This window comes from Frondihabitans sp. 4ASC-45, assembly GCF_049472575.1.
GTDB lineage: Bacteria > Actinomycetota > Actinomycetes > Actinomycetales > Microbacteriaceae > Frondihabitans.
The window spans coordinates 142,083-165,939 of record NZ_JBCEBN010000002.1 but is presented as its reverse complement, the minus strand read 5'-3'; the positions used below and the strand labels follow the sequence as shown (position 1 = coordinate 165,939).

Here is a 23,857-nt window from a genome sequence, read left to right as displayed (position 1 = left end):
GTGTGTCCTAACCCCGCTCCGCCTCCGCCTCCGAATTTGAAGGAAAAACGCCGCGACCCCGGCGGAAACATCAGGATCCACCGGGGTCGCGAGTCGAAATCTCCTTCAAATTTGCAAACGGGGGCGACGAGCTCAGTAGCCGACGGCAGGATCCACGACGCCGATGAATTCCCCGTCGCCTTCGAGCGCTCGCACGTTATGCCGGATCCGCTCGGCCAGCAGCGGCGCGACCATGTCGGGCGTGTCGGCCTGATGCGGGGTGATCAGCGCTCGGTCGTTGGTCCATAGCGGGTGCCCCTCGGGCAACGGCTCCGGATCGGTCACGTCCAGCCCCGCACCCCACAGCGACCCGGAGTCGAGCGCATCGACCAGGGCGTCGGTGTCGACGAGTCCGCCGCGAGCAATGTTCACCAGTACGGCGGTGTCTTTCATGGCGGCGAACTGCGGCGTGCCGAACATCTTGGCGGTGTCGTCGGTCATGGCCGCCGCGACGATCACGACGTCGGCGGTCGGCAGCACCTCGTCGAGCTGCGCGGCCGGCACCGTGCGCGCCGCGCCGTCGACGGGAGACGAACTGCGGCGGACGATGGTGATGCGAGGGTCGAATGGCGCGAGGAGGCGCATGATCTCGAGGGCGATTCCACCGGCGCCGACGATGACGACGTCGAGCCCGTACAGCGAGATGCCCTTCGGCTCGGTCGCCCAGGAGCTGGCACGTACCCGCTCGGGGAACACCCGGAGCAGGGCCAGCGTGAGAGCCACTGCGTGCTCGGCGACCGGCTCGGAGTAGGCGCCCTTGGCGCTGGTCCAGAGCGGACGCGGCGACGACGCGTACTTCGCCATGATCGGGGCGAACATGTCGACCCCGGCCATGGGCAGCTGCACCCACTCGATGTTGGGGTAGGTCGTGAGCGCGTCGTCGAGTTCGTCGATCTTCGTGTGCGATAGCCACATCAGCCCTCGCGTCGACTCGTCGAGGGGGCCGAGGGTGCCTCCGCCCGATTCGACGGCGTCGACGACGTGCTGCAGTGGCTTCGGCCCGATGGCGATGGGCCCGGGCGTGGGACGGTGCTCGGCGGGCACGGTCGCAGACGGGGTCAGGACGGCACGGTGACCGCGGGCGGACGAGGAGGCGGGGGTGGCGGAAGACAAGGTGCTCCTAACGGTGCTTCTTGGGGGTGCGGTCGGACGACGGGATGATGTCGATGGGCGACGTCTGCGAAAGGACCTTCACGTACGGGTCGACGGTCGTGGCGAGCACGTCGTCGATGGTCCCCAGGCCGACCAGGTGCCCCGAGCGGAGCACGGCGATGCGGTCGGCCACCGCGCGAGCCTCGTTCACCGACGAGGTAACGACGACGGCCGAGAACTGCCGCGTCTCATGGATGCCGCGGAGCAACTCCAAGACCGACTGGCGCACGAGCACGTCGACCCCGCGGGCCGGTTCGTCGGCGATGAGAACGCTCGGCGAGAGCACGAGACTGCGGGCGAGCGCGATGCGCTGCCGCTGACCCGAGCTGAGCTCCCACGTCTGTTTGAGCATGGTCGAAAGCGGCAGATGAACAGCGTCGACGAGGGTCGACACCAGCCGACCGGCCTCTTTGCGATCGAACTTCTTGTCGCGCTCGTAGAGAGGCTCGGCTACCGCCTCCCCCACTGTGAGATCGGGGTTGAGGTTGTCGCCGTCCGACTGCGACAGATAGCCGACGGCCCCCGTGAGGCGGTCACGATGCCGTTTCGATATCGTCTTGATCCGCTCGCCGAGCACGAACAGCTCGCCGCCCGCGATCGTCGCCGACCCCTCGGGGGGCCTCGAGGCGTAGGCCAGGCCCGCGAAGGCACGGGCGAGCGTCGACTTGCCGGATCCTGCTTCTCCGAGCACCCCGAGGATCTCCCCCGGAGCCAGTTGGAGCGAGATACCGTCGACGGCGCGTACTTCCGGGCGCCCGGCGCGAGCCGGGTAGAGCAGCGAGAGATCGTCGGCGACGAGGACGGGTGCGTCGGTGTCGGCCATACCTAAGCTTGACGGGTCAGAGCTCGCAAGGCTTCGCGGCGCGCGGCCTGCTCGGAAGGATCGGGCACCGGCAGCGAGGCGAGCAGTCGCTTCGTGTAGTCGTGCTCGGGCGCGCCGAGCACCTGGTCGTTCGGCCCCGACTCGACCAGGTCGCCGTGAAAGAGCACGCCGATACGGTCGGCGAGCAGGTTCACTACCGCGAGGTCGTGGCTGATGAACAAAGCCGCGAATCCGAGGTCGCTCTGCAGCTCGGCAAAGAGCTCGAGCACCCGGGCCTGCACCGAGACGTCGAGCGCGCTGGTGGGCTCGTCGGCGATCAGGAGCGCAGGATCCAGCGCAAGCGATCTCGCGAGACTGGCCCTCTGGCGCTGGCCACCGCTCAGCTCGTGGGGGTAGCGGTCACCGAACGCCTTGGGCAGCTGTACGGCCTCCATCAGCTCGTCGACGCGCGCGCGTGCGGCTCGGGCGTCTCCGGCGCGGCCGTGCACGATGAGCGGCTCGGCAACGGCCTCGGCGATCGTCAGCAGCGGGTTGAACGACGAGGCCGGGTCTTGGAACACGAACCCGATCTCGGCCCGCTTCGGCTTGAAGTCGCGCTCGTGCACGCCGTTCATCTCGACGCCGAGCACCTCGAGCGAGCCACCGGTGACCCGGGTGAGCCCCGCGATCGCGCGGCCGATGGTGGTCTTGCCCGAGCCGGACTCCCCCACCAACCCGAGCACCTGGCCCTTGGCGATCGTGAAGTCGACACCCTTCACCGCACGGAATCCCGCACGACCGAGACGTCCGGGGTATTCGATCTCGAGCCCGCGGGCGTTCACGACGATCTCGGCGTCGGCCGACGGAGCAGCCTGGTGGCCGCGGGCCTCGAGTCGAGGCACGCTGCCGAGGAGGCGCTTGGTGTAGTCGTCCTGCGGGTCGGCGAACAGCGTTTTGGCGTCGGCCTCTTCGACCACCTTGCCGAGGTACATGACGGCCACGCGATCGGCGAGATCGGCGACGACGCCCATGTTGTGGGTGATCAGCACGATCGCGGCGCCGAATTCGTCGCGGCACCGGCGTAGGAGGTCGAGGATCTCGGCCTGCACCGTCACATCGAGCGCCGTGGTCGGCTCGTCGGCGACGATCACCGAAGGGTTCAGCACGAGCGCCATAGCGATGACCACACGCTGCTTCTGGCCGCCCGAGAACTGGTGCGGGTAGTAGTCGACGCGGGTCTCAGGATCCGGGATCCCGACCCTCGACAGGATGTCGATGGCCCTCTTCCGCGCCTCCTTCTTCGACACCTTGCCGTGGGCGCGGATGCCCTCGGCGATCTGCCACCCGACGGTGAAGACCGGGTTCAGCGCCGTCGAGGGCTCCTGGAAGACCATGGCGACGTCGGTGCCGCGGAGCTCGCGGACGCGCTTCGGCCCGACGGTCAGCACGTCCTCGCCGGTGAGGAGCACGGCGCCGGAGGCGACGGCGGTCTCGGGGAGCAGGCCGAGGATCGTCTTGGCGGTGACGGTCTTGCCGGATCCTGATTCTCCGACGATCGCGAGCACCTCGCCCGACCGGACCGTCAGGCTGACGCCCTGTACGGCATTGACATCGCCGCCGTCGGTGGCGAAGGTGACCTCGAGGTTCTTGATGTCGACGGCCGTGTGACGGTCATCGCGGACGATGTCGCTCATGCGCGTCCTCCTTCGGGGGCGGTGGTGCTGCCGGGGGTCTTGGTGTCGCCGACGGCGGGGTCGCTGGAGGCGCTGGTCACGGCCTTGCGGCGCTTGGCCCGCCTGCGCGTGCGCAGGCGCGGGTCGGCGAGGTCGTTGAGGCTCTCGCCCACGAGCGTGACGCCGAGCACGAGCAGGACGATCGCGGCTCCGGGGAATACGCCCGTCCACCAGATGCCACTGGCGGTGTCGGAGAGTGCCCGGTTGAGGTCGTAGCCCCACTCGGCCGCCGCCGTCGGCCCGATGCCGAAGCCGAGGAAGCCGAGCGACGCGAGCGTCAGGATCGCCTCGGACGCGTTGAGGGTCAGGATCAGCGGCAGGCTGCGCGTGGCGTTGCGCAGCACGTGCTTGAACATGATGCGGGCGGTCGACGAGCCGACGACCTTCGACGACTCGACGAAGGCCTCCGACTTGAGGCGGACGGCCTCGGCGCGGACGACGCGGAAATACTGCGGCACGAACACCACGGTGATCGAGATGCCCGCGGCGACGATTCCGCCGACGAGGCTGGACTGGCCTCCCGAGATCACGATCGAGACGACGATCGCGAGCAGGAGCGACGGGAACGCGTAGACCGCGTCGGCGATGACGACGAGGATCCGGTCGAGCCACCCACCGAGGTAACCCGACACGAGGCCGAGCGTCACCCCGATCAGCACCGACAGGATGACGGCCACGATCACGACGGCGATGGCGGTCTGCGCGCCCCAGACGACACGGCTGAAGACGTCGTAGCCGCCGACGGTCGTGCCCCAGATGTGGTCGGACGAGGGCGGAGCCTGGCGGGGGAAGGATCCGGCGCCGTCGCTCAGCTGACCGAACCCGTAGGGCGCGATGATCGGGGCGAAGATCGCACCGAGGAGGAACACCAGGCAGATGACGATGCCGGTGATGAGCATTCCGCGCTGGAGGCCGACGCTGCGTCGGAGCTGCGCGACGATGGGAAGGCGTGAGAACCAGGGGGCGCGCTGGTCTCTAGCGGCGGCGAGAGTGGTCGTCATGATCAGTACCTCACGCGCGGGTCGATGAACGCCGCGACGATGTCGACGATGAAGTTGGTGACCGCCACGATGACGGCCAGCAGGGCCACGATGCCCTGGACGGCCACGAAGTCGCGGGCCGAGAGATACTGCTGCAGCTCGAAGCCGAGGCCTCGCCAGCCAAAGGTGGTCTCGGTGAGCACAGAACCACCGAGAAGCATCGCGATCTGCAGACCCATGACGGTGATGATCGGGATCAAAGCAGGCTTGAAAGCATGGGTGCGCACCAGGCGGACCTCGGAGACACCGCGCGAGCGGGCCGCGTCGACGTACTCCGAGCCCAGCGTGCCGATGACGTTCGTGCGGACCAGACGAAGGAAGATGCCACCGGTGATGAGGCCGAGAGCCAGGGCCGGCATGACCGCGTGCAGCAGTACGTCGCTGATGATGATCGAGTTGCCGGTGCGGAGGGCGTCGATCAGGTAGATGCCGGTCGGGTTCGGCACGGTGCCGAGGGCGAGCTCGATGCGGGTGCTCGCCCTGCCGCCGAGGGGCAACCAGCCGAGCCAGACGGAGAAGACGAGCTTCAGGAGAAGCCCGGCGAAGAAGACGGGGGTGGCATAGGTGAAGATCGCGAAGACGCGGAGGATCACGTCGGGCCAGCGGTCGCGGAGGTACGCGGCGAGCATTCCGAGCGGAATGCCGATGAGCAGAGCGATGATGAGCGCGTAGAAGACGAGCTCGACAGTGGCGCCACCGTAGGTCAGCAGGATGTCGCTGATCTTGCGGTGATCGGTCAGCGTCGTGCCGAAGTCACCGCGAAGCAGCTGCCCGAGGTACTCGCCGTACTGCACGATGATCGGACGGTCGTAACCGGCAGCGTGCAGGCGCTCCTGGAGCTGAGTCGGCGTGAGACGCCCGCCGACCGAGGCGGTGATCGGGTTGCCGACCACTCGCATGAGGAAGAACACCAGCGTGACCAGGATGAAGACGGTCGGGATGATGAGCAGGAACCGGATCAAGACGTAGCGGCCGAGGCCACCGCCCTTGGTCTTCCCCTGAGAGGGCCCCGGCACCGCGGGTGCGGTGGGCGAGGTGTCGTTCAGAACGGTCACGAGGTCGCGTTCCCTTTCGTTTGCTCTTCGGCGGGCGTCATCGCCCGACACGGTGGTGGGGTGCTCCCCCGGCCTTTCGGCCCGGCGGAGCACCCCACCTTCTGTTCGTAAGCTACAGCGACAACGTCGCGTAGCGGAACTTGAACGAGGCGTCGAGGGCGTCGTCGACACCCTTGACGTCCTTGCCCGAGACCGCGACCTGAGCGCCCTGGAGCAGCGGCAGGGTCGAGATGTCGCCGGCCTCGAGCGTCTGGATCTGCTCGATGTCTTTGGTGCGGGCAGCAGTGTCGGTCTCGCTGCGCTGCGCCTCGATGAGGGCGTCGACCTTCGGGTTGTTGTAGTGGTTGAGCAGGAAGCCGCCGTCGAGGGGCTTGCCGTCGGCACCGGGCGAAGGCAGGAAGAACGGTGTCAGGTAGTTGTCGGCGTCGGAGTAGTCGGGGAACCAGCCGAGCTGGTACAGCGGGTAGCTGTCTTTGGTGCGCTCGGTGCTGTACTCGTCGTAGATGGTCGACTGGATGTTGACCTTGAACAGCTTGGTGTCTTCGAGCTGCTTCTTGATCAGCGCGTACTCGTCGTCGGACGACGCACCGTAGTGGTCGGGCGTGAACTGCAGGTTGAGCGTGACGGGCGTCGTGACACCGGCCGCGGTCAGAGTCGACTTGGCCTTGTCGGCGTCGGGGCCGCCGTCGCCGTCGCCGTAGAGCGACTTGAACGGGGTGATCGAGCCGGTGAGGCCGTCGGGCACGGGCGAGTACAGCGGCGTGTAGCTGCCCTTGTAGACGTCTTCGGAGAGGGCCTCGCGGTCGACCGAGTCGGCGACGGCCTTGCGGACGGCGAGGGCCTTGGCCGAGTCGGCCTCCGAGGTCTTGGCACCGTACGGCATGGTGTCGAAGTTGAAGACGATGTAGCGGATCTCGCCGCCGGGGCCGTCATGCACTTTCAGCTTGTCGTCTTCCTTGAGCGACGCGAGGTCGGTCGGGCTGAGCGAACGGTAGGCGACGTTGACGTCGCCCTTCTGCACGGCCAGCTTGAGCGCCGTCTCGTCGGTGAAGTACTGAGCCGTCACGCTCTTCGTCTTGGGTGCGCCGAGGAGGCCCTTGTAGCCCGAGAAGGCGGCGTACTGGATCAGCTCTTTCGCCTTGTACTGCGAGATCGAGTACTGGCCGGCGAACGGCTTTCCCTTGACGATGTCGGCGTCGGAGGTCACCTTGGTGGCGCTGAAGACCTGCTCGTCGACGATCGGCCCGGCCGGGCTCGAGAGCACCTGCGGGAACGTCTGGTCGTTCTTCGACTTGAGGGTGAAGACGACGGTGCTGTCGTCGGGAGCAGCGGTGCTCTTGAGGTTCGAGAGCAGCGACGAGGGGCCGTTGGCGTCGGCGATCGCGATCTGACGGTCGAAGCTGAACTTCACGTCGGACGAGGTGAGTGCGTCACCGTTGGCGAACTTGAGGCCGGACTTGAGCTTCACGGTGTACTGCGTGGGGCTCGTGAACTCCGCGCTGGTGGCGATGTCGGGCTTGACGTCGGGCGAGCCGTACGGCGTGTTCATGAGGAACGGATAGACCTGGTTCATCACGGCGAATGAGCCGTTGTCGTACGAGCCTGCCGGGTCGAGCGAGGTGATGACGTCGGACGTGCCGATCACGACACCGTCGAGGGTGTCGGTGCTCGTGGAGCTGCTGTTGGCGCAGCCTGCGAGAACGAGAGTGGTGGCGACGGCGCCACCCACCCCGATCAACAGGCGTCGCCTCACGGAAGACGTGGAATTCACGGTGGTACCCCTTTGTGTCGGTGCATGGACCCGGGGTCGGAGCAGAGCTGTGATCGACTGCCGGGATTTCATTCTTAACACACGCCCGGTGCTGGGCTGAAATTCAGGCGGAAGTGTTTACAGGTTCGCAACGCGCCGCGCACTTTGTGTGCGCATATCTCCTATTCGTTGCGCAGGATGCGGCGCGCCGCCTCGACTTCGACTAGCTTCTGCCCTATCTCGCGCCGCTTCTCCGGTTCGGCCCGCACATCGGTGCGGTGCATCTGGCCGAGCAGCTCCGCCTTTTGACGGAGCAGGTCGCGTTCGACGAGGGAGCCGAGGATCCCGGCGCAGTACAGCGCCACATCGGCGCCCTCGCGCTCGGGCAGGGGCCCCATTGCCAGCTCCCGCACCAGACCGGCGAACGGCCCGGGCGTCTGCTCCAACACCAGATCGACGAAGTTCGGAGCGTCGAGGTGATCGAGGCTGGCCGCGATCGCGTCGCGGACCACCCCCAGCGAGCCATTCACGAAGACCGAGAAGGCGGCTTGGATGGTGAGGTCGCGGGGGGCCGACGCCGGGTGCTGCAGGATCGCCATCAGCGCGTCGCGCTCCATGCGCGTGGAGAGGTCGTCGGGCAGGCGGAGGATGCTCGGGCCCTCGTCGACCGGCTCCGCCTCCGGGAGGCTGGTGATCGACTGCCGTGAGGGATCGCTCGACGGGGCGAGACGTTCGACGGCCTTCGGCTGTGCGGCGACCGTGCGACGGGCCGCGTCGACCGCTGTGCCGACCTCGTCGGGGTCGAGGCCGAGCCAGCCGGCAAGTGAACGGACGTACCCCTGGGTGAGCGATGCATCGCGGATGCCGGCGACGACCGGTGCCGACGAGCGGAGTGCGGCGACCCGCCCCTCCACCGTCTCGAGGTCGTGGCCGTCGAGGGTGCGCTTGATCATGAACTCGAACATCGGCCGCTTGCCGTCGACCAGGCGTCGAACGGCGTCGTCGCCTCGATTGAGTCGGAGGTCGCACGGGTCGAGCCCGTCGGGGGCGACCGCCACAAACGTCTGCGCCGCGAATCGTTGCTCTTCGGCGAAGGCCCGGCTGGCGGCGCGCTGACCGGCCTCGTCGGGGTCGAAGGTGAAGACGACCTCGCCGAGGCTCGAAGCATCGGCGCCCCGCACGTCGCCGAGCATCGGCCTGAGCACCTTGATGTGGTCGACGCCGAACGACGTGCCGCAGGTCGCGACCGCCGTGGTGACACCGGCGAGGTGGCAGGCCATGACGTCGGTGTAGCCCTCGACGATCACGACCCTCTTCGAGCGCGAGATGTCTTTGCGCGCCAGGTCGAGCCCGTACAGCACCTGCGACTTGTGATAGATCGGCGTCTCGGGGGTGTTCAGGTATTTCGGGCCGTTGTCGTCGTCGAGAAGTTTGCGGGCACCGAAGCCGATCGTGGCGCCCGTGACGTCGCGAATCGGCCAGATGAGTCTCCCGCGGAAGCGGTCGTAGGCGTTGCGATCACCCTGGCTGAGGAGCCCGGAGGTGACCAGCTCCTCCTCAGAGAACCCTCGACCTTTGAGGTGCGAGCGGATCGCGTCGAACGACTTGGGTGCGAAGCCGACGCCGAACCGCTGCGCGGCCGCCGGATCGAATCCGCGCTGCCCCAGAAATCGTCGTGCCGGATCGGCGTCGGCGCCGGTGAGCTGCTCGACGTAGAACTCGCGGGCCGCTTCGTTCGCCGCCAGGAGTCTCGCGCGATTGCCGTGATCGCTCGCCTGACCGCCGTCTTCGTAGTGCAGGGTGAAGTTGATCCGCGCGGCCATCCGCTCGACGGCCTCTTGGAACGTCGTGTGGTCGGTCTTCTGGATGAAGCTGAAGACGTCGCCGTCTTCGCCGCAGCCGAAGCAGTGGTAGCGACCGACCTGGGGGCGCACGTGGAAACTGGGGCTGCGCTCGTCGTGGAACGGACAGAGGCCCTTGAGCGAGCCCACACCGGCGCCCTTGAGGGTGACGTAGTCGCCGACCACGTCGGCGATGTTGACACGGCTGCGGACTTCGTCGATGTCGGCGCGTTTGATCAGACCTGGCACGCACCGCCCCCTTCGAATCGATCCAGTCTAGGCGGGGTCACGAGCGGACCAGCCGGTCGTGCCAGGCCATGGCGCTCTGGTCGGTGAGGGAGGCGACCTGGTCGACGATCACGCGCCGTCGGCCCGCGTCGTCGGACGCGTCGCGCCAGTCGGCGGCGAATCCCGGGTCGAGCTCGGTCGCGCCGCTGGCCCAAAGGGCATCGGCGAGCGTGGTCAGCACTTCGCGCTGTTGCACGTAGATGGGCTGGCGGGTGTTGCGGGTCATCACGAAGGCCGCGACGATGCCCTTGAGCGCGGCGATCTCGCCGATGATCTCGGCGGGGATAACGACGCTGGCGGCGAAACGGATGAGGCTGTCGAGCGGATAGTGCTCGTGCGTCGCGTCGATTGCCGAACCGGCGAATCGGCCGATGAGCTGACTCGTCAGGTTTTTCAGGCGAGCCTGTGCGACCCGCCCGCCGTCGTAGTCGTGCAGCCAGAAGTCGAGGCCGCGGAGACGGTCAAAGGCCTCGGTCAGCTCGTCTCGGCTGAGTTCGCCGCCGACCCAGGCGTGCATGGCGTCGATCAGCGAGTCGTGGCCGACCGGCGACGACAGCGCCGCGACGTCGATGTAGCCGTTGACGACGGCGTCTTCGAAGTCGTGCACCGAGTAGGCGATGTCGTCACTGAGATCCATCACCTGGGCCTCGATGCACCGCTGGCGTCGTGGCGCGCCGATGCGGAGCCACTCGAAGGCCGGGGTGTCGTCGTCGTAGAACCCGAACTTCACTCGACCGCCGGGATCGGGGATGCCCTGGGCGGTCGGCCACGGGTATTTGCAGCTGGCGTCGAGGCTGGCGCGCGTCAGATTGAGACCGTAGCTCTGGCCGTCGGCGCCGATGACCTTGGGCTCGATGCGCGTGAGCAGTCGCAGCGTCTGCGCGTTGCCCTCGAAGCCGCCGATGTCGGTGCACCAGTCGTTGAGGGCCTTCTCGCCGTTGTGGCCGAAGGGCGGGTGACCGAGATCGTGAGCGAGACAGGCCGTGTCGACGACATCGGGATCGAGGCCGAGGCTGGTTGCGAGCTCCCGCCCCACCTGGGCGACTTCGAGCGAGTGCGTGAGGCGGTTGCGGGCGAAGTCGAGCCCCGCTGTCGGGCTGAGCACCTGCGTCTTCGCGGCCAGGCGCCGGAGGGCACTTGAATGGAGGAGTCGCGCGCGATCGCGCGCGAAGTCGCTTCGCCGGCTGGAGTGCTCTTCGGGCAGCCACCGCTCTCCGTCGTGCTCGCTGTAGCCGGCGGAGCCGACCGAGCCGGGACCAGAGCGCGGGGTGCCCAGCAGATCGGCGTTGGCGGTAGGGGTGTTCTGGGTGGTCACGCGGGCCCTTCGGGCGGGAGGTGCGGGTAGGTCGGGAGCGCTCGTGTGCGGGGCGTCTCAGCCACCGCTGTGGTGGAGTTCGGCGGCGGCGAGCTCTTCGCGGAACGCCTCGTCGAGCTCGCGGCTCTCGAGCCACCGGTCGGGAAGCGATGGACGCTTGGGGCTGCCCGCGCGCCCGCGCGGACCCTCGGCGTCGATGCCGGGGTAGGCCTGAGACCAATCCATCGTGCCGAGGAGGTCGTCGATCTCGGCCACGCTCGACGAGGCGGCCAGGCTGGCTCGCACGTCGCCGCCCACGGGATACCCCTTGAAGTACCAGGCCACGTGCTTGCGCATGTCGCGGCAGGCGCGCGCTTCGTCGCCCTCGTAGAACTCGATCAGGAGCTCGGCATGGCGTCGGAACGCTTGGGCCACTTCGCCGAGGGTGGGCTCCGCCTTGCGCTCTTCGCCGCGGAACGCCGCCGCTAGGTCGCCGAACAGCCATGGGCGGCCGAGGCAGCCGCGACCGACGACCACGCCGTCGCACCCGGTCTCGTCGACCATGCGGAGCGCGTCGGCCGCTGACCAGATGTCGCCGTTGCCGAGCACCGGCACCCCCGTGATGGCGTTCTTCAGGGTCGCGATGGCTGACCAGTCGGCCTGGCCGGAGTAGAAGTCGGCCGCGGTCCGTGCGTGAAGCGCGATCGAGGCGACCCCTGCCCCTTCAGCCGCTTTGCCGGCCTCGAGATAGGTGAGGTGATCGTCGTCGATGCCCTTGCGCATCTTGATGGTGAGCGGGATGTCGCCGGCGGCCTTGACGGCACCCTCGACGATGTCGCGGAACAACCCGAGCTTCCAGGGCAGGGCCGATCCGCCGCCCTTGCGGGTGACCTTGGGCACCGGGCAGCCGAAGTTCAGGTCGATGTGGTCGGCACGATCTTCGGCCACCAGCATCGTGACGGCCTCGGCGACCGTCTTCGGCTCGACGCCGTAGAGCTGGATGCTCCGGGTGGTCTCGCTCTCGTGATGGGTGATGAGGCGCATCGACTCGGGTGTGCGCTCGACCAGTGCCCGACTGGTGATCATCTCGCTGACGTAGAGCCCGGCACCGTATTCGCGGCAGAGCCGGCGGTACGCGGTATTGGTGATGCCGGCCATCGGCGCGAGCACGACCGGCGAAGCGACCTGGATGGGGCCGATAGCCAGCCCCGGGTGCGGAGCGGTCTGCCCCGGGTGCGGAGAAGTCTGCCCAGGGTGCGCGGAAGAATGCACACCGGCTTCTGGTTGCGAAAGAGTGGTTGTCATCACCACTGATTATCCCAGACGGCCGCAAGCCCGATGAGGGATCGAGACGCCCCTGTGGAGAACTCGATCCCGCCCACCCCCTTGGAGTCGAAATGCCTAACATCAGCGGAACCGACCGAATGCTCGCCGATGCCGAAAGCCGAGGGCTGGCCGTCGAGGTGGTCGAGCGGCCGGTAGCGGACAGCCTCGCCGAGGCAGCAGGGCTGCTGGGGATCGAGCCCGGGGCCGTCGTGAAGAGTCTGGTGGTGAAGAGGCATGACGGATCCTTCGTTTTTGCTCTTGTTCCGGGCGGACGGTCGATCTCGTGGTCGAAGCTGCGCACCGTGGTCGGCGTGAACAAGCTGTCGATGCCCTCCCCCGAGATCGCTCTGGAGGCGACCGGTTACGAGCGAGGCACGATCACTCCCCTGGGATCGACGACGGCGTGGCCGGTGTTCGCCGACGAGAGGATCCGAGGATCCCGCGTCGCACTCGGTGCGGGCTCGCACGGACGCAGTGCGTTCGTGGAGGCCGATGCGCTCATCGAAGCGCTGGCCGCCACCGTCGCTGACATCACCGACCCCGAGGTGCCGCGCTCGTAGAGCCGTGGACACCCGGGGCATCGGTGACCTAGAGTGATGCGCCTTCGTCGAGTGCCGCGGTGACGGCCCGCGCCGAGGCGGCGGCGGCCTCGTCGGCCGTGGGCTCGATCTCGGGCATCGAGACGGTCTCAGTCAGGGCGCCGGGGATCAGGCAGCTGTCGCCCTCGCAGGCCGCTGCGTCGGCCGAGCCGAGCATCGTGAAGCTGCCCGGAGTCGGTGCGGAGTCGGTCACTCGGCCACCGCCGCATCGCGCTTCTCGGCGGCGACCGTCTCGAGGACGTTCTGGAACGCCGAGGCCTCTTGGGCTCCCGACACTCCGTACTTGCCCTCGATCACGAAGAACGGCACGCCGTTGATGCCGAACGCCTGGGCCTGGGCCTGGTCGGCACGGACGGCGTCGAGGTACTCGTCGCTCTCGAGCGCCTGCAGCACCTCGGCGCGATCGAGTCCCGCCTCGGCGGCGATGTCGGCGAGCACGTCGAGCCGGCCGAGGTGACGGCCGTCTTCGAAGTACGCGGCGAGGAGGCGCTCCTTCATGTCGAGCTGGAGCCCGCGGGCCTTGGCGAAGTGAATGAGCTGGTGCGCCTTGACGGTGTTGGTGTGGTGCATCGCGTCGAAGTCGTACTTCAGGCCGACCGACGCGGCGATGCCGCCGACGTTGTCGAGCATCTGGCGGGCCTGCTCGGGGGCGATGCCCTTGTGCGTCGACAGGAACTCGACCTCGTCGCCCTCGAAGTCGACCGGCGTATCGGGCGAGAGCTCGAACGAGTGATACTCGATCTCGACCTCTCCGGCGAAACCGGCAGCTCCGGCCTCGAACTTGCGCTTGCCGATGAAGCACCATGGGCAGGCGATGTCTGACCAGATGTCGACTTTGATGGGGGCGGTTGCGGCGGCGTTCTCGATACTCACGGCGTCTGCAACCGTCGGTGTCGCTCGGGCATTCCCGACGCGCGTCGGTGACCCCGATGCATGGCCACCGCCGCGGCGATCCCCTGTTCGACCCGTGGCCAATCGCGCCGCACCATCCCGTACGACACGCGCATCGCCGAGCGCCCCTCCAGCACGATCGCCAGGTCTTTCTCGCGATCCGACTCGAACGAGCTCTCGTGATAGGCCCGGCCGTCGAGCTCGAGCCCCAGCACGCCGTCGACGACGAGGTCGATCGACCGCACGGTATCGACCGGCACCTGCGAGACGACCTCGTACCCGAGCAGCCGGAGCCGGGTCCGGACGATGCTCTCGAGCACGCTTTCGCAATCGCGATCGACCCACTCGGCAATCCTCCGCAGCGGCTTCGGTAGCCGGGCGCAGAGCCGATGCAGGTCGACCTCGTCGAGGCGGCGGGTGTGGCAGGCCCAGTCGAGTACCGCGACGGCTTCCTCGAAGGGCAGGTGCTTCACTGCGATCACCAACGCCTCCGTCACGGAGGCGCAACCGGTATCAGAGAGCTCGGGCAGAAAGGTGACCCGCACGGTCGAGGGTGGGGGCGCCTGAAGCTTTGTACCTCGTAGAACGACGACGTCGAGAACGCGCGGTCGGTTCCACATCCAAGCTCCCCGGAGTTCGAGGGCACTTTGCCCCGAGAGAACTCCCCCAAGGCGGCAGGCGACCACCCGAGGATCCGACGCGGGCAGAGTCGTGTACCAGCCACGCCGGATCCTGCGGATACTGCCCGTCTGCTCGGCGGCCGAGAGCTGCCGTCGGGTGATCGCGTGTTTCAGCAGAGCATCGCGCTTGGCAATGCCCCCGAGGGCGGTGATGTGGTGCGCAACGGTCATGCATCGAGGTTGGTGCGCTGACGAGATCACCGCTGCTGTTGTCCACACGTACCCTCACCATACGAAATCGGGCAGATCTGCCAGAAAAACAGCGGATCTGCCCGATTTCGTAGGCTGAAGGCCCCAGAACGGAGCTATACGCCGAGCAACCGCGCCCCGAGGTACGCCTCGAGCTCGTCGAGCGGCACGCGCTCCTGAGCCATCGTGTCGCGCTCGCGCACGGTCACGGCGTTGTCATCGAGCGAGTCGAAGTCGACCGTGACGCAGAACGGCGTGCCGATCTCGTCTTGGCGGCGGTAGCGTCGGCCGATCGCTCCGGCGTCGTCGAAGTCGATGTTCCAGAGCTTGCGGAGCGTGGCCGCGACCCCTCGCGCGAGCGGCGAGAGGTTCTCGTTGCGCGACAGCGGCAGCACGGCGACCTTGACCGGAGCGAGGCGGCGGTCGAGCTTCAGCACGGTGCGCTTGTCGACGCCGCCCTTCGCGTTCGGCGCCTCGTCTTCGTGGTACGCGTCGACGAGAAACGCCATGAGCGCTCGGGTCAGTCCGAACGCCGGCTCGATGACGAACGGGGTCCAGCGCTCGTTCTTCGCCTGGTCGAAGTACGACAGGTCGACGCCCGATGCCCCGCTGTGCGTCTTGAGGTCGAAGTCGGTGCGGTTCGCGACGCCCATGAGCTCGCCCCACTCCGATCCGGTGAAGCGGAACTTGTACTCGAGGTCGACGGTGCGCTTCGAGTAGTGCGACAGCTTCTCGGCGGGGTGCTCGTAGCGGCGGATGTTCTCCGGGGTCACGCCGAGGTCGAGGTACCAGGCCTCGCACGCGTCGATCCAGTACTGGAACCACTCGTCGTCGGTGCCAGGCTCGACGAAGAACTCCATCTCCATCTGCTCGAATTCGCGGGTGCGGAAGATGAAGTTGCCGGGGGTGATCTCGTTGCGGAACGACTTGCCGACCTGCGCGATGCCGAAGGGCGGCTTCATGCGCGAGGCGCTCATGACGTTGTTGAAGTTGACGAAGATGCCCTGCGCGGTCTCGGGGCGCAGGTAGACCATGCCCTGCTCATTGTCGACGGGGCCGAGGTAGGTCTTGAGCAGGCCGGAGAAGTTCTGCGGCTCCGTCCACGAGCCCTCCTGGCCGGTGTCGGGGTCGCGGATGTCGGCGAGGCCGTTGACCGGCGGGTGGCCGTGCTTGTTCTCGTATGCCTCGAGCAGGTGATCGGCCCGGTAGCGCTTGTGGGTGTGGAGCGATTCGACGAGCGGGTCGGAGAAGACCTCGACGTGGCCGGAGGCCTCCCAGACGGTGCGCGGCAGGATCACCGAGGAGTCGAGCCCGACGATGTCGTCGCGGCCCTGCACCATGAACTTCCACCACTGCTGCTTGATGTTTTCTTTCAGCGCGGTGCCGAGGGGCCCGTAATCCCACGCCGAGCGGCTGCCCCCGTAGATCTCGCCCGCCTGAAAGACGAAGCCGCGGCGCTTGGCCAGGGCGATGACGGAATCGAGACGGTTCGGTGCTGCCACGTGAAGTACTCCCAGAAGTTAGTGATGCGACGCTCGCGCTGGATGCGCGAGGCTCCGGGCGAGTTTACCGGTGCGCCGAGCCGAGGGCGGCGGCTACGGCTGCCACGTCGGCCGGAGTGTTCCAGAGATGGAAGGCCACTCGGGCCCGGCCGGCGCGACCGGAGGCGGTGATCCCCGCGGCGCCGAGCAGGGCCAGGTCAGACCCCTCAGGATCCGCCCACGTCACGATGGCCCGTCCCTGCCGAGGGATTTCGAGCGCGTCGCACAGCGCGTCGCCGAGTCCGCTCGCGTGCGCCCAGATGAGGGCCGCATCGACCTCAGCGAACTGTTCGAGCACGACGGCCGCGCCGACCACGGCCTGCCACGCGGGCGACACGTCGAACCGCCGGGCGTCTCTGGCGAGCTCGAACGCGGCTCCGTAGCACGACGCCCAGACGTCGGCTCCGGCGTACCAGCCGGCCTGGATGGGCCGAAGTGTCGGCTCGAATGCCTCCGACAGGGTCAAGAAGGCGACTCCGCGCGGCGAGCAGAGCCACTTGTAGGCGTGGGTGACCGTCGCGTCGTAGCGGCCTGCGTCGACGGGAAGGACTCCTGCCGCCTGGGTGAGGTCGACGAGCGTCCGGGTGCCGTGGGCACGAGCCGCGGCGACGACGAGATCGTCGTCGGCGAGCTCGCCGGTGGCCGACTGCACGAGCGAGTAGGCGACCAGCCAGGTGTCGTCGTTCACCGCCTCAGCGAGCGAGTCGAGAGGAACCTCGCGAAGGCGAACGCCCCGATGCGACTGGCTGGCGAAAGGGGCGACGATCGAACTAAAGTCGCCTTCGACGCAGAGCACTTCCGCTCCGTCCGGAACAGCTGCGGCGATCACCGACACGAGCACGGAGGTCTGCGAGCCGAGCGCTACCCGATCCGCGCCGACTCCCACGATGCGAGCGAACGCGACACGGGCCCGCTCGGCGAACGCTCCGTAGGCGGTGGGCGACACGGTGCCACCCGACCAGGCGTCGAGGTCGGCACGCATCGCGGCCGTCGCCGTGCGGGTCGGCAGACCGCCGGTGCAGGCCGCCAGGTAGTTCGTTCCGCTCGGAAAGTCGGCGACGAGTCGATCGAATGCGGTCATGAGTCCAGCGTGGAACCGGGGCAAGCATCACACAACCGCCACTTGTCGATCGAATGTATAACCGCCGGTTATCCTGGCGCGATGACCGACGATCTCGACCTCGCCGACCTGCGAGCCATCCGAGCGGTGGCTGAGACCGGCAGCATCACTGCCGCCGCCGCGCGGCTCGGCTACAGCCAGCCCGCGGTCACGCAGCGGTTGCGGCGAGCCGAAGAGCAGATCGGCCAGCCGTTGCTGCGGCGGTCCGGCCGCTCGGTCTCGCTGACCGAGGCCGGCACGCGCCTGGCCCGCCACGCCGTCCACGTCGAGGCCGCCCTGGCCGCCGCTCGCGACGACCTAGCCGGGCTTCGCGGCGTCGAGTCGGGCTCCGTCCGCCTCGCCGGATTCCCGAGCGCCTCCTCCACCCTTGTTCCCGCGATCCTCTCCGCACTCGCCGTAGCCCACCCCGGGCTCACCACGACCTACATCGAGGTCGAACCACCCGAGGCCCTCGATCTCCTCCGCCGTGGTGAGGTCGATGTGGCGCTGACCTTCGGCTACCCGGGAGACGGACGAACGGCAGGATCCGACCCGGTCGAACCCGGCCACCGCCCGGCCGGGTCTCAGCACGACGGCACCACCGAGCGGCCGCTCTTCCGAGACACGATGTTGGCTGTCGCGCCTGCCGGCACCCTCGGATCCTCGTCGTCTGGCCCAGGCTCCCGCCTCGACGACCTCGCCGTCCTCGCGGGGTCGAGGTTCATCGGCGGCTGCCCGCGATGCCGAGGGCACCTTCTCGCGACCTGCCGCCGAGCGGGTTTCGAGCCCGAGATCATCCTCGAGACCGACAACGCTCTGGCCGTGCTCGGCCTGGTGGCGGCTGGGCTCGGCGTGGCACTCCTGCCCGCGCTCTCGCTCGTTCCGGCACCCGTGCCGCCGGGCGTCGAGACGGCGCGGCTACCCGGGGCGAGTGACCGCGTGCTGTCGGTGGCCTATGCCAGCGGGGCCGAGCGGATACCCGCGATCGGGGTGGCGGTCGAGATCGTGCGAACGCTCGACCCTGCCTCGTTCGGGCTCCGGCCCGTTTCCGCCTAGCCTCGGCCCGGCTCATGGCGCTGTCGGGGGCGCCGGTTAGGGTGACCGTGTGCCCAGACGACTGCTGAAAGCCCTGCTCGCGACCGCGGTGGTGCTCGCCGTCGCCGGATGCGCTCCCGCCGTGGGGTCGCTGACCCCGGTCGGCGACAACGGCACGTCGGGCTCCGGGCTCGGCGATTCAGGGTCGGGCGGTTCGGGCTCTGGTGGTTCGGGGTCGGGGGGTTCGACTTCGGCGCCCCAGCCGCAGGTCACGGGCGGCACCGGCTCGGGCGGCAGTGGTTCGTCGTCGAGCATCGACCCGAAATCGCTCGCTCCGGGCGGCACCCTGCTCAACCAGGTCAATTACAAAGACCTCACGATCTACGTCTACCGGGTCGGCGAACTCACGACGACCGCGCCGTCGATCTACGCCCACCCGGGCGGCAACGACCCCTACCCGGCCGGCACCAAGGTCGAGGTGACCGCGTACGTGCTGGTCAACGACTCCGGACGTCGGCTCGACCTCACCGACCTGAGCGCCGATTACTCGTCGTACGGCAACGCCCTGGCGACGCAAGACACGTTCGCAGGCGCCGACCTGCTCAAGAAAGACGGGTACAGCTCCGACCTCGGCAGTCAGTTCCCCGCCGGGTCGTCGACGTGGTACCTCCTGCCGGGCAAGGCCGTCGTGTTCGGCAACGCGTGGTTCCACCGGGCCAGCGACGGCCCGCTCACGCTGCAATTCCTCTGGCCGTCGGAGCGCATCTTCCTCGGCGCCAATGTGACGTTCTAGCCGATCGCGCCCGCCCCGCCTCCGAATTCGAAGGAGATCCGGGTGCTCGACCCCGACGGATCCTGATGTTTCTGCTCGCGCCCGGGCGTTTTTCCTTCGAATTTGCATCGGTCGCGCGACGGACCCGCCGGAGCGGCTCAGACCCGCGCCGTCGGCGAAAACAGCCCGGCTAGGACGCGGGTTTGTGCCGGTCGTGCGGGTTTGTGCCGAGCGTGCGGGTCTGTGCCGCTCGGGCGGGTCTGTGCCGATCGCCCGGGTTTAGGCGGGCTCCGCCGAAGCCCCGCCAGCAGCCGGCGCATCCACCGCGCCGCCGAAGCGCCGCCCGCGATTCGTGTACTGGTCGATCGCACCCCAGAGGTCGCCGCGCGTGAAGTCGGGCCACAGCTGATCGAGGAACACCATCTCGGCGTACGCCGACTCCCACAGCTGGAAGTTCGACGTGCGCTGCTCCCCCGACGACCGCACGAACAGGTCGACGTCGGGCAGCTGCGACTGGTAGAGGTGCCGCTGAATGACCTTCTCGGTGATCCCCGACGGCTTGAGGCGCCCGGCGGCGACCTCGGCGGCGATCGACCGCATGGCGTCGGTGAGCTCGTTGCGGCCGCCGTAGTTGACGCACATGTTCAGGGTCATCGTGGTGTTGGTGCGCGTCGCCTCCTCGGCCACCTGCAACTCGTTGATGACAGACGCCCAGAGTTTCGGACGCCGACCCGACCACACGATCTTGACGCCCCACGCGTTCAGCTGCTCGCGCCGCCGGTGGAGCACCTCGCGGTTGAACCCCATCAAGAAGCGCACCTCTTCGGGCGACCGCTTCCAGTTTTCGGTCGAGAAGACGTAGACGCTGAGGTGCTGCACTCCGGCCTGGATCGCACCCGCGACGACCTCGAGCAGGGCCGCCTCGCCTGCCTTGTGGCCTTCGATGCGGGGCAGGCCGCGAGCATTGGCCCAGCGGCCGTTGCCGTCCATGACGACGGCGACGTGCTTGGGCGCCGCGCCCGGCTCGTAGACAGGAGGCGTGCCGCCCTGCCAGTCGAGGGGCAGGTATTCCATGTCGACGGCGTCCATGTGTTTCGGGACGGCGCGTCGACCGAACAGCCCGCGCTTCTCAGAACCGGCGGAGGGGGTAGAGCTCACAGAACTTCTCCTGTTCGGGCATTGACGCGAGGGGCATTGACGACAGCGGCACTGGCTCCAGCGGCACTGACGCCAGCGGCGCCGGCGCCAGCGGCACTGACGGCGGGGGTGCGATCGACGTGTTGCAGCGACCGGAGCCCGCGCTCGAGGTGCCACTGCGTGTAGGCGGCGACCACGCCGCTCGCTTGATTGCGGGTGCTCTCGCCCATCGCCTCGGCGGTGGCCCAGTCTCCGCTGAGCAGGGCCCCGAGCAGGGCGAGGGTCTGAGGATCCAGGCGCGGCGCCCCGGGGGGTGCCGCCTCATCGGCCACGACGCCGCCGAGCTGCACCACGAAGGCGGAGTGCGGGCCGGGCGCACCGGTGACGGCGCAGTCACCGAAGCTCGGGGCCCAGCCGGCGATCGACAGGGCGCGGAGCAGGTAGGAGTCGAGGATCAGCTGAGGGTCGTGAGCGCGCTGCGCGAGCGACCGCAGGGCGCCGACGAGCAGCAGGTACTGCTGAAGACCTGCCTCGGCGTCGGTGAGCTTGTCGGCGGTCTCGACGAGCACGCTGGCGGCGGTGTAGCTCGCGTAGTCGGAGACGATCGCGGCGCCGTACGACCCGATCGACTCGGCCTGGGTGACGATGTCGAGGCTGCGGCCCTCGTAGAGCTGCAGGTCGGCCACCATGAACGGCTCGAGCCGCGCCCCGAACTTCGACGCGGTGCGGCGGACGCCCTTGGCGACGGCACGGATCTTGCCGTGCGAGCGTGAGAGCATCGTCAGGATCCGGTCTGCCTCACCCAACTTGTGGGTGCGCAGGATCACGCATTCATCTCGATAGACCGGCACCCGTCCAGTATCCCCCGCGTGGCAGAATCACTGGGTGTCCGCCACAGCCTTCTCCATCCCCCTCTGGGCTGATCTTCTGGCGGTGGCCATCGGCAGCCTCCAGGGTGCCCTCTTCGCGAGCCAGTTCCGGGAGCGTCGGGTCGATCTGCTCGGGGTCGCCATCATCGGCACGGCAACGGGGCTGGGCGGCGGGATCCTTCGTGATGTGCTCATCGGCGAGGTGCCGAGAGCGATGCAGAGCAACTGGTATCTCATGACCGCGGTGCTTGCCGCGCTGCTCGGAATGCTGCTGCAGCGGTTGTTCAACCGGCTGGCGGGGTTCATCACGATCCTCGACGCGTTGACCATCGGCCTGTTCGGAGCGATCGGAGCGACCAAGGCGCTAGCGCTCGGCCTGCCCGAGATCCCGGCGGTCTTCGTCGGGGTCGTTTCGGCGGTCGGCGGCTCGGTCGTCCGTGACCTGCTGATGAACCTGACGATCGCCATGATGCACGTCGGCTCGCTCTACGCCGTGGCCGCCGGAGCCGGTGCGGCCCTGCTCGTCGCCCTCGTCGTCTTCGGGGTGCCGACCCCGCTGGCCGGCCTCATAGGAACCGCGACGACGTTCTCGATCCGCCTGCTCGCGGTGCGGTTCGGGTGGAGCCTGCCCGAGCAACGCGCGCTGTCGCGGCTGCCGCGCTGGCGTCGCCCTCGCTAGGCGAGGTCCGCCGCCGGCACGGACAACACCGCCTTTCGGAGAAGACACCCGCGATCGACGGTGTCTTCCCCGAAAGGCGGTGTCGCAGTGTCGCCGGGCCGCTAGGGAGCGAGCGCGCTAGGCCGTCGCCAACTCGGCGTCGACGTCGGCGCGGGTGCGCAGTGCGCGGTTGACGGCCGAGACGATGGCCTTCAGGCTCGCCGTCGAGATGTCGGCGTCGATTCCGACTCCCCAGAGGCGCGTGCCGTCGACGTCGAGTTCGACGTAGGCCGCGGCCTGAGCGTCGCCCGAGGCGCTGAGGGTGTGCTCGACGTAGTCGTACAGCTTCACCTGCACGCCCTGATCGGCCAGCACGGCGATGAACGCGGCGATCGGGCCGCTGCCGACACCCTCGGTCGAGACGACCGACGAACCGGCCCGGAGGTCGACCGAGAGGTGAGTCTCGCCGCTCATGTCGCTGCGGGTGCCGGTGCGGGTGAGTTCGAAGTGTCCCCACTTGGCGTCGTCGACCTTGGCGGGCAGGTATTCGTCTTGGAAGATCTCCCAGATCTGCTCGCTCGTCACCTCGCCGCCCTCGGAGTCGGTCTTTGACTGCACGACACCCGAGAAGTCGATCTGCAGTTTGCGCGGCAGATCGAGCGAGTGGTCGGTCTTCAGCAGGTAGGCGACGCCGCCCTTGCCCGACTGCGAGTTGACGCGGATGACGGCTTCGTACGAGCGGCCGAGGTCTTTAGGGTCGACCGGCAGATACGGCACGGCCCAGGCGATGTCGTCGACGGACGTGCCCTGAGACGCCGCCGACGCGGCCATCGCCTCGAAGCCCTTCTTGATGGCGTCCTGGTGCGAGCCCGAGAAAGCCGTGTAGACGAGGTCGCCGGCCCACGGGCTGCGCTCGGGCACGGGCAGCTGGTTGCAGTATTCGGCCGTGCGCTTGACCTCGTCGAGATCGGAGAAGTCGATCTCGGGGTCGATGCCCTGGGTGAACAGGTTGATGCCGAGTGCGACCAGGTCGACGTTGCCGGTGCGCTCGCCATTGCCGAAGAGGCAGCCTTCGATGCGGTCGGCACCGGCCAGGTAGCCGAGCTCGGCCGCGGCGATAGCGGTGCCGCGATCGTTGTGCGGGTGCAGCGACAGGATCACATTCTCGCGGTGCGCGAGGTTGCGGCTCATCCACTCGATGGCGTCGGCGTAGACGTTCGGCGAGGCCATCTCGACGGTGGCGGGCAGGTTGACGATGACCTGGCGTTCCGGGGTCGGCTCGAACACCTCGACGACGGCGTTGCAGATGTCGCGGGCGAATTCGAGCTCGGTGCCGGTGAACGACTCGGGGCTGTATTCGTAGTAGACGGTCGTCTCGGGGACGGTGGCCTCGGCGATCTTGCAGAGGCGGGCGCCCTCGAGGGCGATGTCGATGATGCCCTGCTTGTCGGTGCGGAACACGACGTCGCGCTGCAGGATGCTGGTGGAGTTGTAGAGGTGGACGATCGCCTGCTTGGCGCCCTTGATCGACTCGTAGGTGCGGTTGATGAGGTGCTCGCGGGCCTGCGTCAGCACCTGGATGGTGACGTCGTCGGGGATCGCATTCTCTTCGATGAGGCTGCGCACGAAATCGAAGTCGGTCTGCGAGGCCGACGGGAAACCGACCTCGATCTCTTTGTAGCCCATGTTCACCAGCAGATCGAACATGATCCGCTTGCGCTCGGGGCTCATCGGATCGATGAGGGCCTGGTTACCGTCACGGAGGTCGACCGCGCACCACCGAGGGGCCTTCGTGGTGCGCTTCGTCGGCCAGGTTCGATCGGGCAGGTCGACTGCGATCTGCTCGTGGAACGGGACGTACTTGTGGATCGGCATCCCGGAGGGCTGCTGCGAGTTCTTCATGGTCTCTACCTTGCGTCGTGAAAGTGGTCAGCCAGTTGCGTGGAGAAGCAACACGAACACCGCGACGAGGGAGGCCTTAGGAGGAGGTCTCGTCGCGGCAACTAAGAAGAAGCAGGCCGAACAGCACAAAGTGACCCTAGCACCGGGCTCCCGCCAGAGGCCACT

The 23,857-nt window shown here is 68.1% G+C and carries 21 protein-coding genes; 4 read left to right on the top strand and 17 right to left on the bottom strand.

The window, feature by feature from the left end:
* Window positions 1-132: 132 nt before the first annotated feature.
* The 9 genes from VH571_RS04410 to dusB form a co-directional block, all read right to left on the bottom strand.
* Window positions 133-1,152, bottom strand: coding sequence for a D-isomer specific 2-hydroxyacid dehydrogenase family protein (locus tag VH571_RS04410; protein ID WP_423263505.1), 1,020 nt, complete (start codon window positions 1,150-1,152; stop codon window positions 133-135).
* 7 nt (window positions 1,153-1,159) lie between these two features.
* A complete protein-coding gene (locus VH571_RS04405; RefSeq protein WP_055958287.1) occupies window positions 1,160-2,014 on the bottom strand; it encodes an ATP-binding cassette domain-containing protein in 855 nt (284 codons plus the stop codon).
* Between the two features lie 2 nt (window positions 2,015-2,016).
* A complete protein-coding gene (locus VH571_RS04400) occupies window positions 2,017-3,687 on the bottom strand; it encodes a dipeptide ABC transporter ATP-binding protein (protein ID WP_055958290.1) in 1,671 nt (556 codons plus the stop codon).
* The gene (locus VH571_RS04395) at window positions 3,684-4,727 is read right to left on the bottom strand and encodes an ABC transporter permease (RefSeq protein ID WP_423263504.1); all 1,044 of its coding nucleotides are present in this window, start codon (window positions 4,725-4,727) and stop codon (window positions 3,684-3,686) included. The genes VH571_RS04400 and VH571_RS04395 overlap by 4 nt, the downstream gene beginning before the upstream one ends.
* Window positions 4,728-4,729: 2 nt before the next feature.
* Window positions 4,730-5,812 carry an ABC transporter permease gene (locus tag VH571_RS04390; protein WP_423263762.1) on the bottom strand — a complete coding sequence of 361 codons (1,083 nt, stop codon included), beginning with the start codon at window positions 5,810-5,812 and terminating at the stop codon, window positions 4,730-4,732.
* Between the two features lie 121 nt (window positions 5,813-5,933).
* A complete protein-coding gene (locus VH571_RS04385) occupies window positions 5,934-7,592 on the bottom strand; it encodes an ABC transporter substrate-binding protein (protein ID WP_423263503.1) in 1,659 nt (552 codons plus the stop codon).
* Window positions 7,593-7,753: 161 nt separating this feature from the next.
* Entirely contained in the window at window positions 7,754-9,661 is a 1,908-nt protein-coding gene (gene dnaG, locus VH571_RS04380) for a DNA primase (protein WP_194604468.1), read from the bottom strand.
* 37 nt (window positions 9,662-9,698) lie between these two features.
* The gene (locus tag VH571_RS04375; RefSeq protein WP_423263761.1) at window positions 9,699-10,976 is read right to left on the bottom strand and encodes a deoxyguanosinetriphosphate triphosphohydrolase; all 1,278 of its coding nucleotides are present in this window, start codon (window positions 10,974-10,976) and stop codon (window positions 9,699-9,701) included.
* Between the two features lie 96 nt (window positions 10,977-11,072).
* Window positions 11,073-12,299 (bottom strand): tRNA dihydrouridine synthase DusB, encoded by a 1,227-nt coding sequence (gene dusB / locus VH571_RS04370; protein WP_423263502.1) that lies wholly within the window; start codon window positions 12,297-12,299, stop codon window positions 11,073-11,075.
* Window positions 12,300-12,391: 92 nt separating this feature from the next.
* Between dusB and VH571_RS04365 the strand changes: the two genes are divergently transcribed.
* Window positions 12,392-12,880: an aminoacyl-tRNA deacylase gene (locus VH571_RS04365; protein WP_423263501.1), complete on the top strand. Its 489-nt coding sequence runs from the start codon at window positions 12,392-12,394 to the stop codon at window positions 12,878-12,880.
* A 28-nt stretch (window positions 12,881-12,908) separates the two neighbouring features.
* On the opposite strand, the gene VH571_RS04360 is transcribed toward VH571_RS04365, so the two are convergent.
* The 5 genes from VH571_RS04360 to VH571_RS04340 all read right to left on the bottom strand — a co-directional run bounded on the left by VH571_RS04360 (window position 12,909) and on the right by VH571_RS04340 (window position 17,301).
* Window positions 12,909-13,112, bottom strand: a complete 204-nt coding sequence (locus VH571_RS04360; protein ID WP_423263500.1) for a hypothetical protein — start codon at window positions 13,110-13,112, stop codon at window positions 12,909-12,911.
* Window positions 13,109-13,792 carry a DsbA family oxidoreductase gene (locus VH571_RS04355; protein WP_423263498.1) on the bottom strand — a complete coding sequence of 228 codons (684 nt, stop codon included), beginning with the start codon at window positions 13,790-13,792 and terminating at the stop codon, window positions 13,109-13,111. Before VH571_RS04355 ends, VH571_RS04360 begins: the two co-directional genes overlap by 4 nt.
* Complete coding sequence (locus VH571_RS04350; RefSeq protein WP_423263497.1) at window positions 13,789-14,661, bottom strand: hypothetical protein; 873 nt, start codon at window positions 14,659-14,661, stop codon at window positions 13,789-13,791. Before VH571_RS04350 ends, VH571_RS04355 begins: the two co-directional genes overlap by 4 nt.
* Window positions 14,662-14,795: 134 nt before the next feature.
* Entirely contained in the window at window positions 14,796-16,181 is a 1,386-nt protein-coding gene (locus tag VH571_RS04345) for a glycine--tRNA ligase (protein ID WP_423263496.1), read from the bottom strand.
* A 64-nt stretch (window positions 16,182-16,245) separates the two neighbouring features.
* Window positions 16,246-17,301 (bottom strand): aminotransferase class V-fold PLP-dependent enzyme, encoded by a 1,056-nt coding sequence (locus VH571_RS04340; protein ID WP_423263495.1) that lies wholly within the window; start codon window positions 17,299-17,301, stop codon window positions 16,246-16,248.
* An 81-nt stretch (window positions 17,302-17,382) separates the two neighbouring features.
* On the opposite strand from VH571_RS04340, the gene VH571_RS04335 reads away from it, so the two are divergent.
* Both VH571_RS04335 and VH571_RS04330 read left to right on the top strand, forming a co-directional pair.
* Complete coding sequence (locus VH571_RS04335; protein ID WP_423263494.1) at window positions 17,383-18,375, top strand: LysR family transcriptional regulator; 993 nt, start codon at window positions 17,383-17,385, stop codon at window positions 18,373-18,375.
* A gap of 49 nt (window positions 18,376-18,424) precedes the next feature.
* Window positions 18,425-19,147, top strand: coding sequence for a hypothetical protein (locus VH571_RS04330; protein ID WP_423263493.1), 723 nt, complete (start codon window positions 18,425-18,427; stop codon window positions 19,145-19,147).
* A 258-nt stretch (window positions 19,148-19,405) separates the two neighbouring features.
* Here the strand turns inward: VH571_RS04330 and VH571_RS04325 are convergent, their stop codons facing one another.
* Window positions 19,406-20,215, bottom strand: coding sequence for an isoprenyl transferase (locus tag VH571_RS04325; RefSeq protein ID WP_055958322.1), 810 nt, complete (start codon window positions 20,213-20,215; stop codon window positions 19,406-19,408).
* A 65-nt stretch (window positions 20,216-20,280) separates the two neighbouring features.
* A complete protein-coding gene (gene recO / locus VH571_RS04320; RefSeq protein ID WP_423263492.1) occupies window positions 20,281-21,114 on the bottom strand; it encodes a DNA repair protein RecO in 834 nt (277 codons plus the stop codon).
* Window positions 21,115-21,148: 34 nt separating this feature from the next.
* On the opposite strand from recO, the gene VH571_RS04315 reads away from it, so the two are divergent.
* Window positions 21,149-21,811 (top strand): trimeric intracellular cation channel family protein, encoded by a 663-nt coding sequence (locus VH571_RS04315; RefSeq protein ID WP_055958325.1) that lies wholly within the window; start codon window positions 21,149-21,151, stop codon window positions 21,809-21,811.
* Between the two features lie 117 nt (window positions 21,812-21,928).
* On the opposite strand, the gene leuA is transcribed toward VH571_RS04315, so the two are convergent.
* The gene (gene leuA / locus VH571_RS04310) at window positions 21,929-23,692 is read right to left on the bottom strand and encodes a 2-isopropylmalate synthase (RefSeq protein WP_423263491.1); all 1,764 of its coding nucleotides are present in this window, start codon (window positions 23,690-23,692) and stop codon (window positions 21,929-21,931) included.
* Window positions 23,693-23,857: the final 165 nt, after the last annotated feature.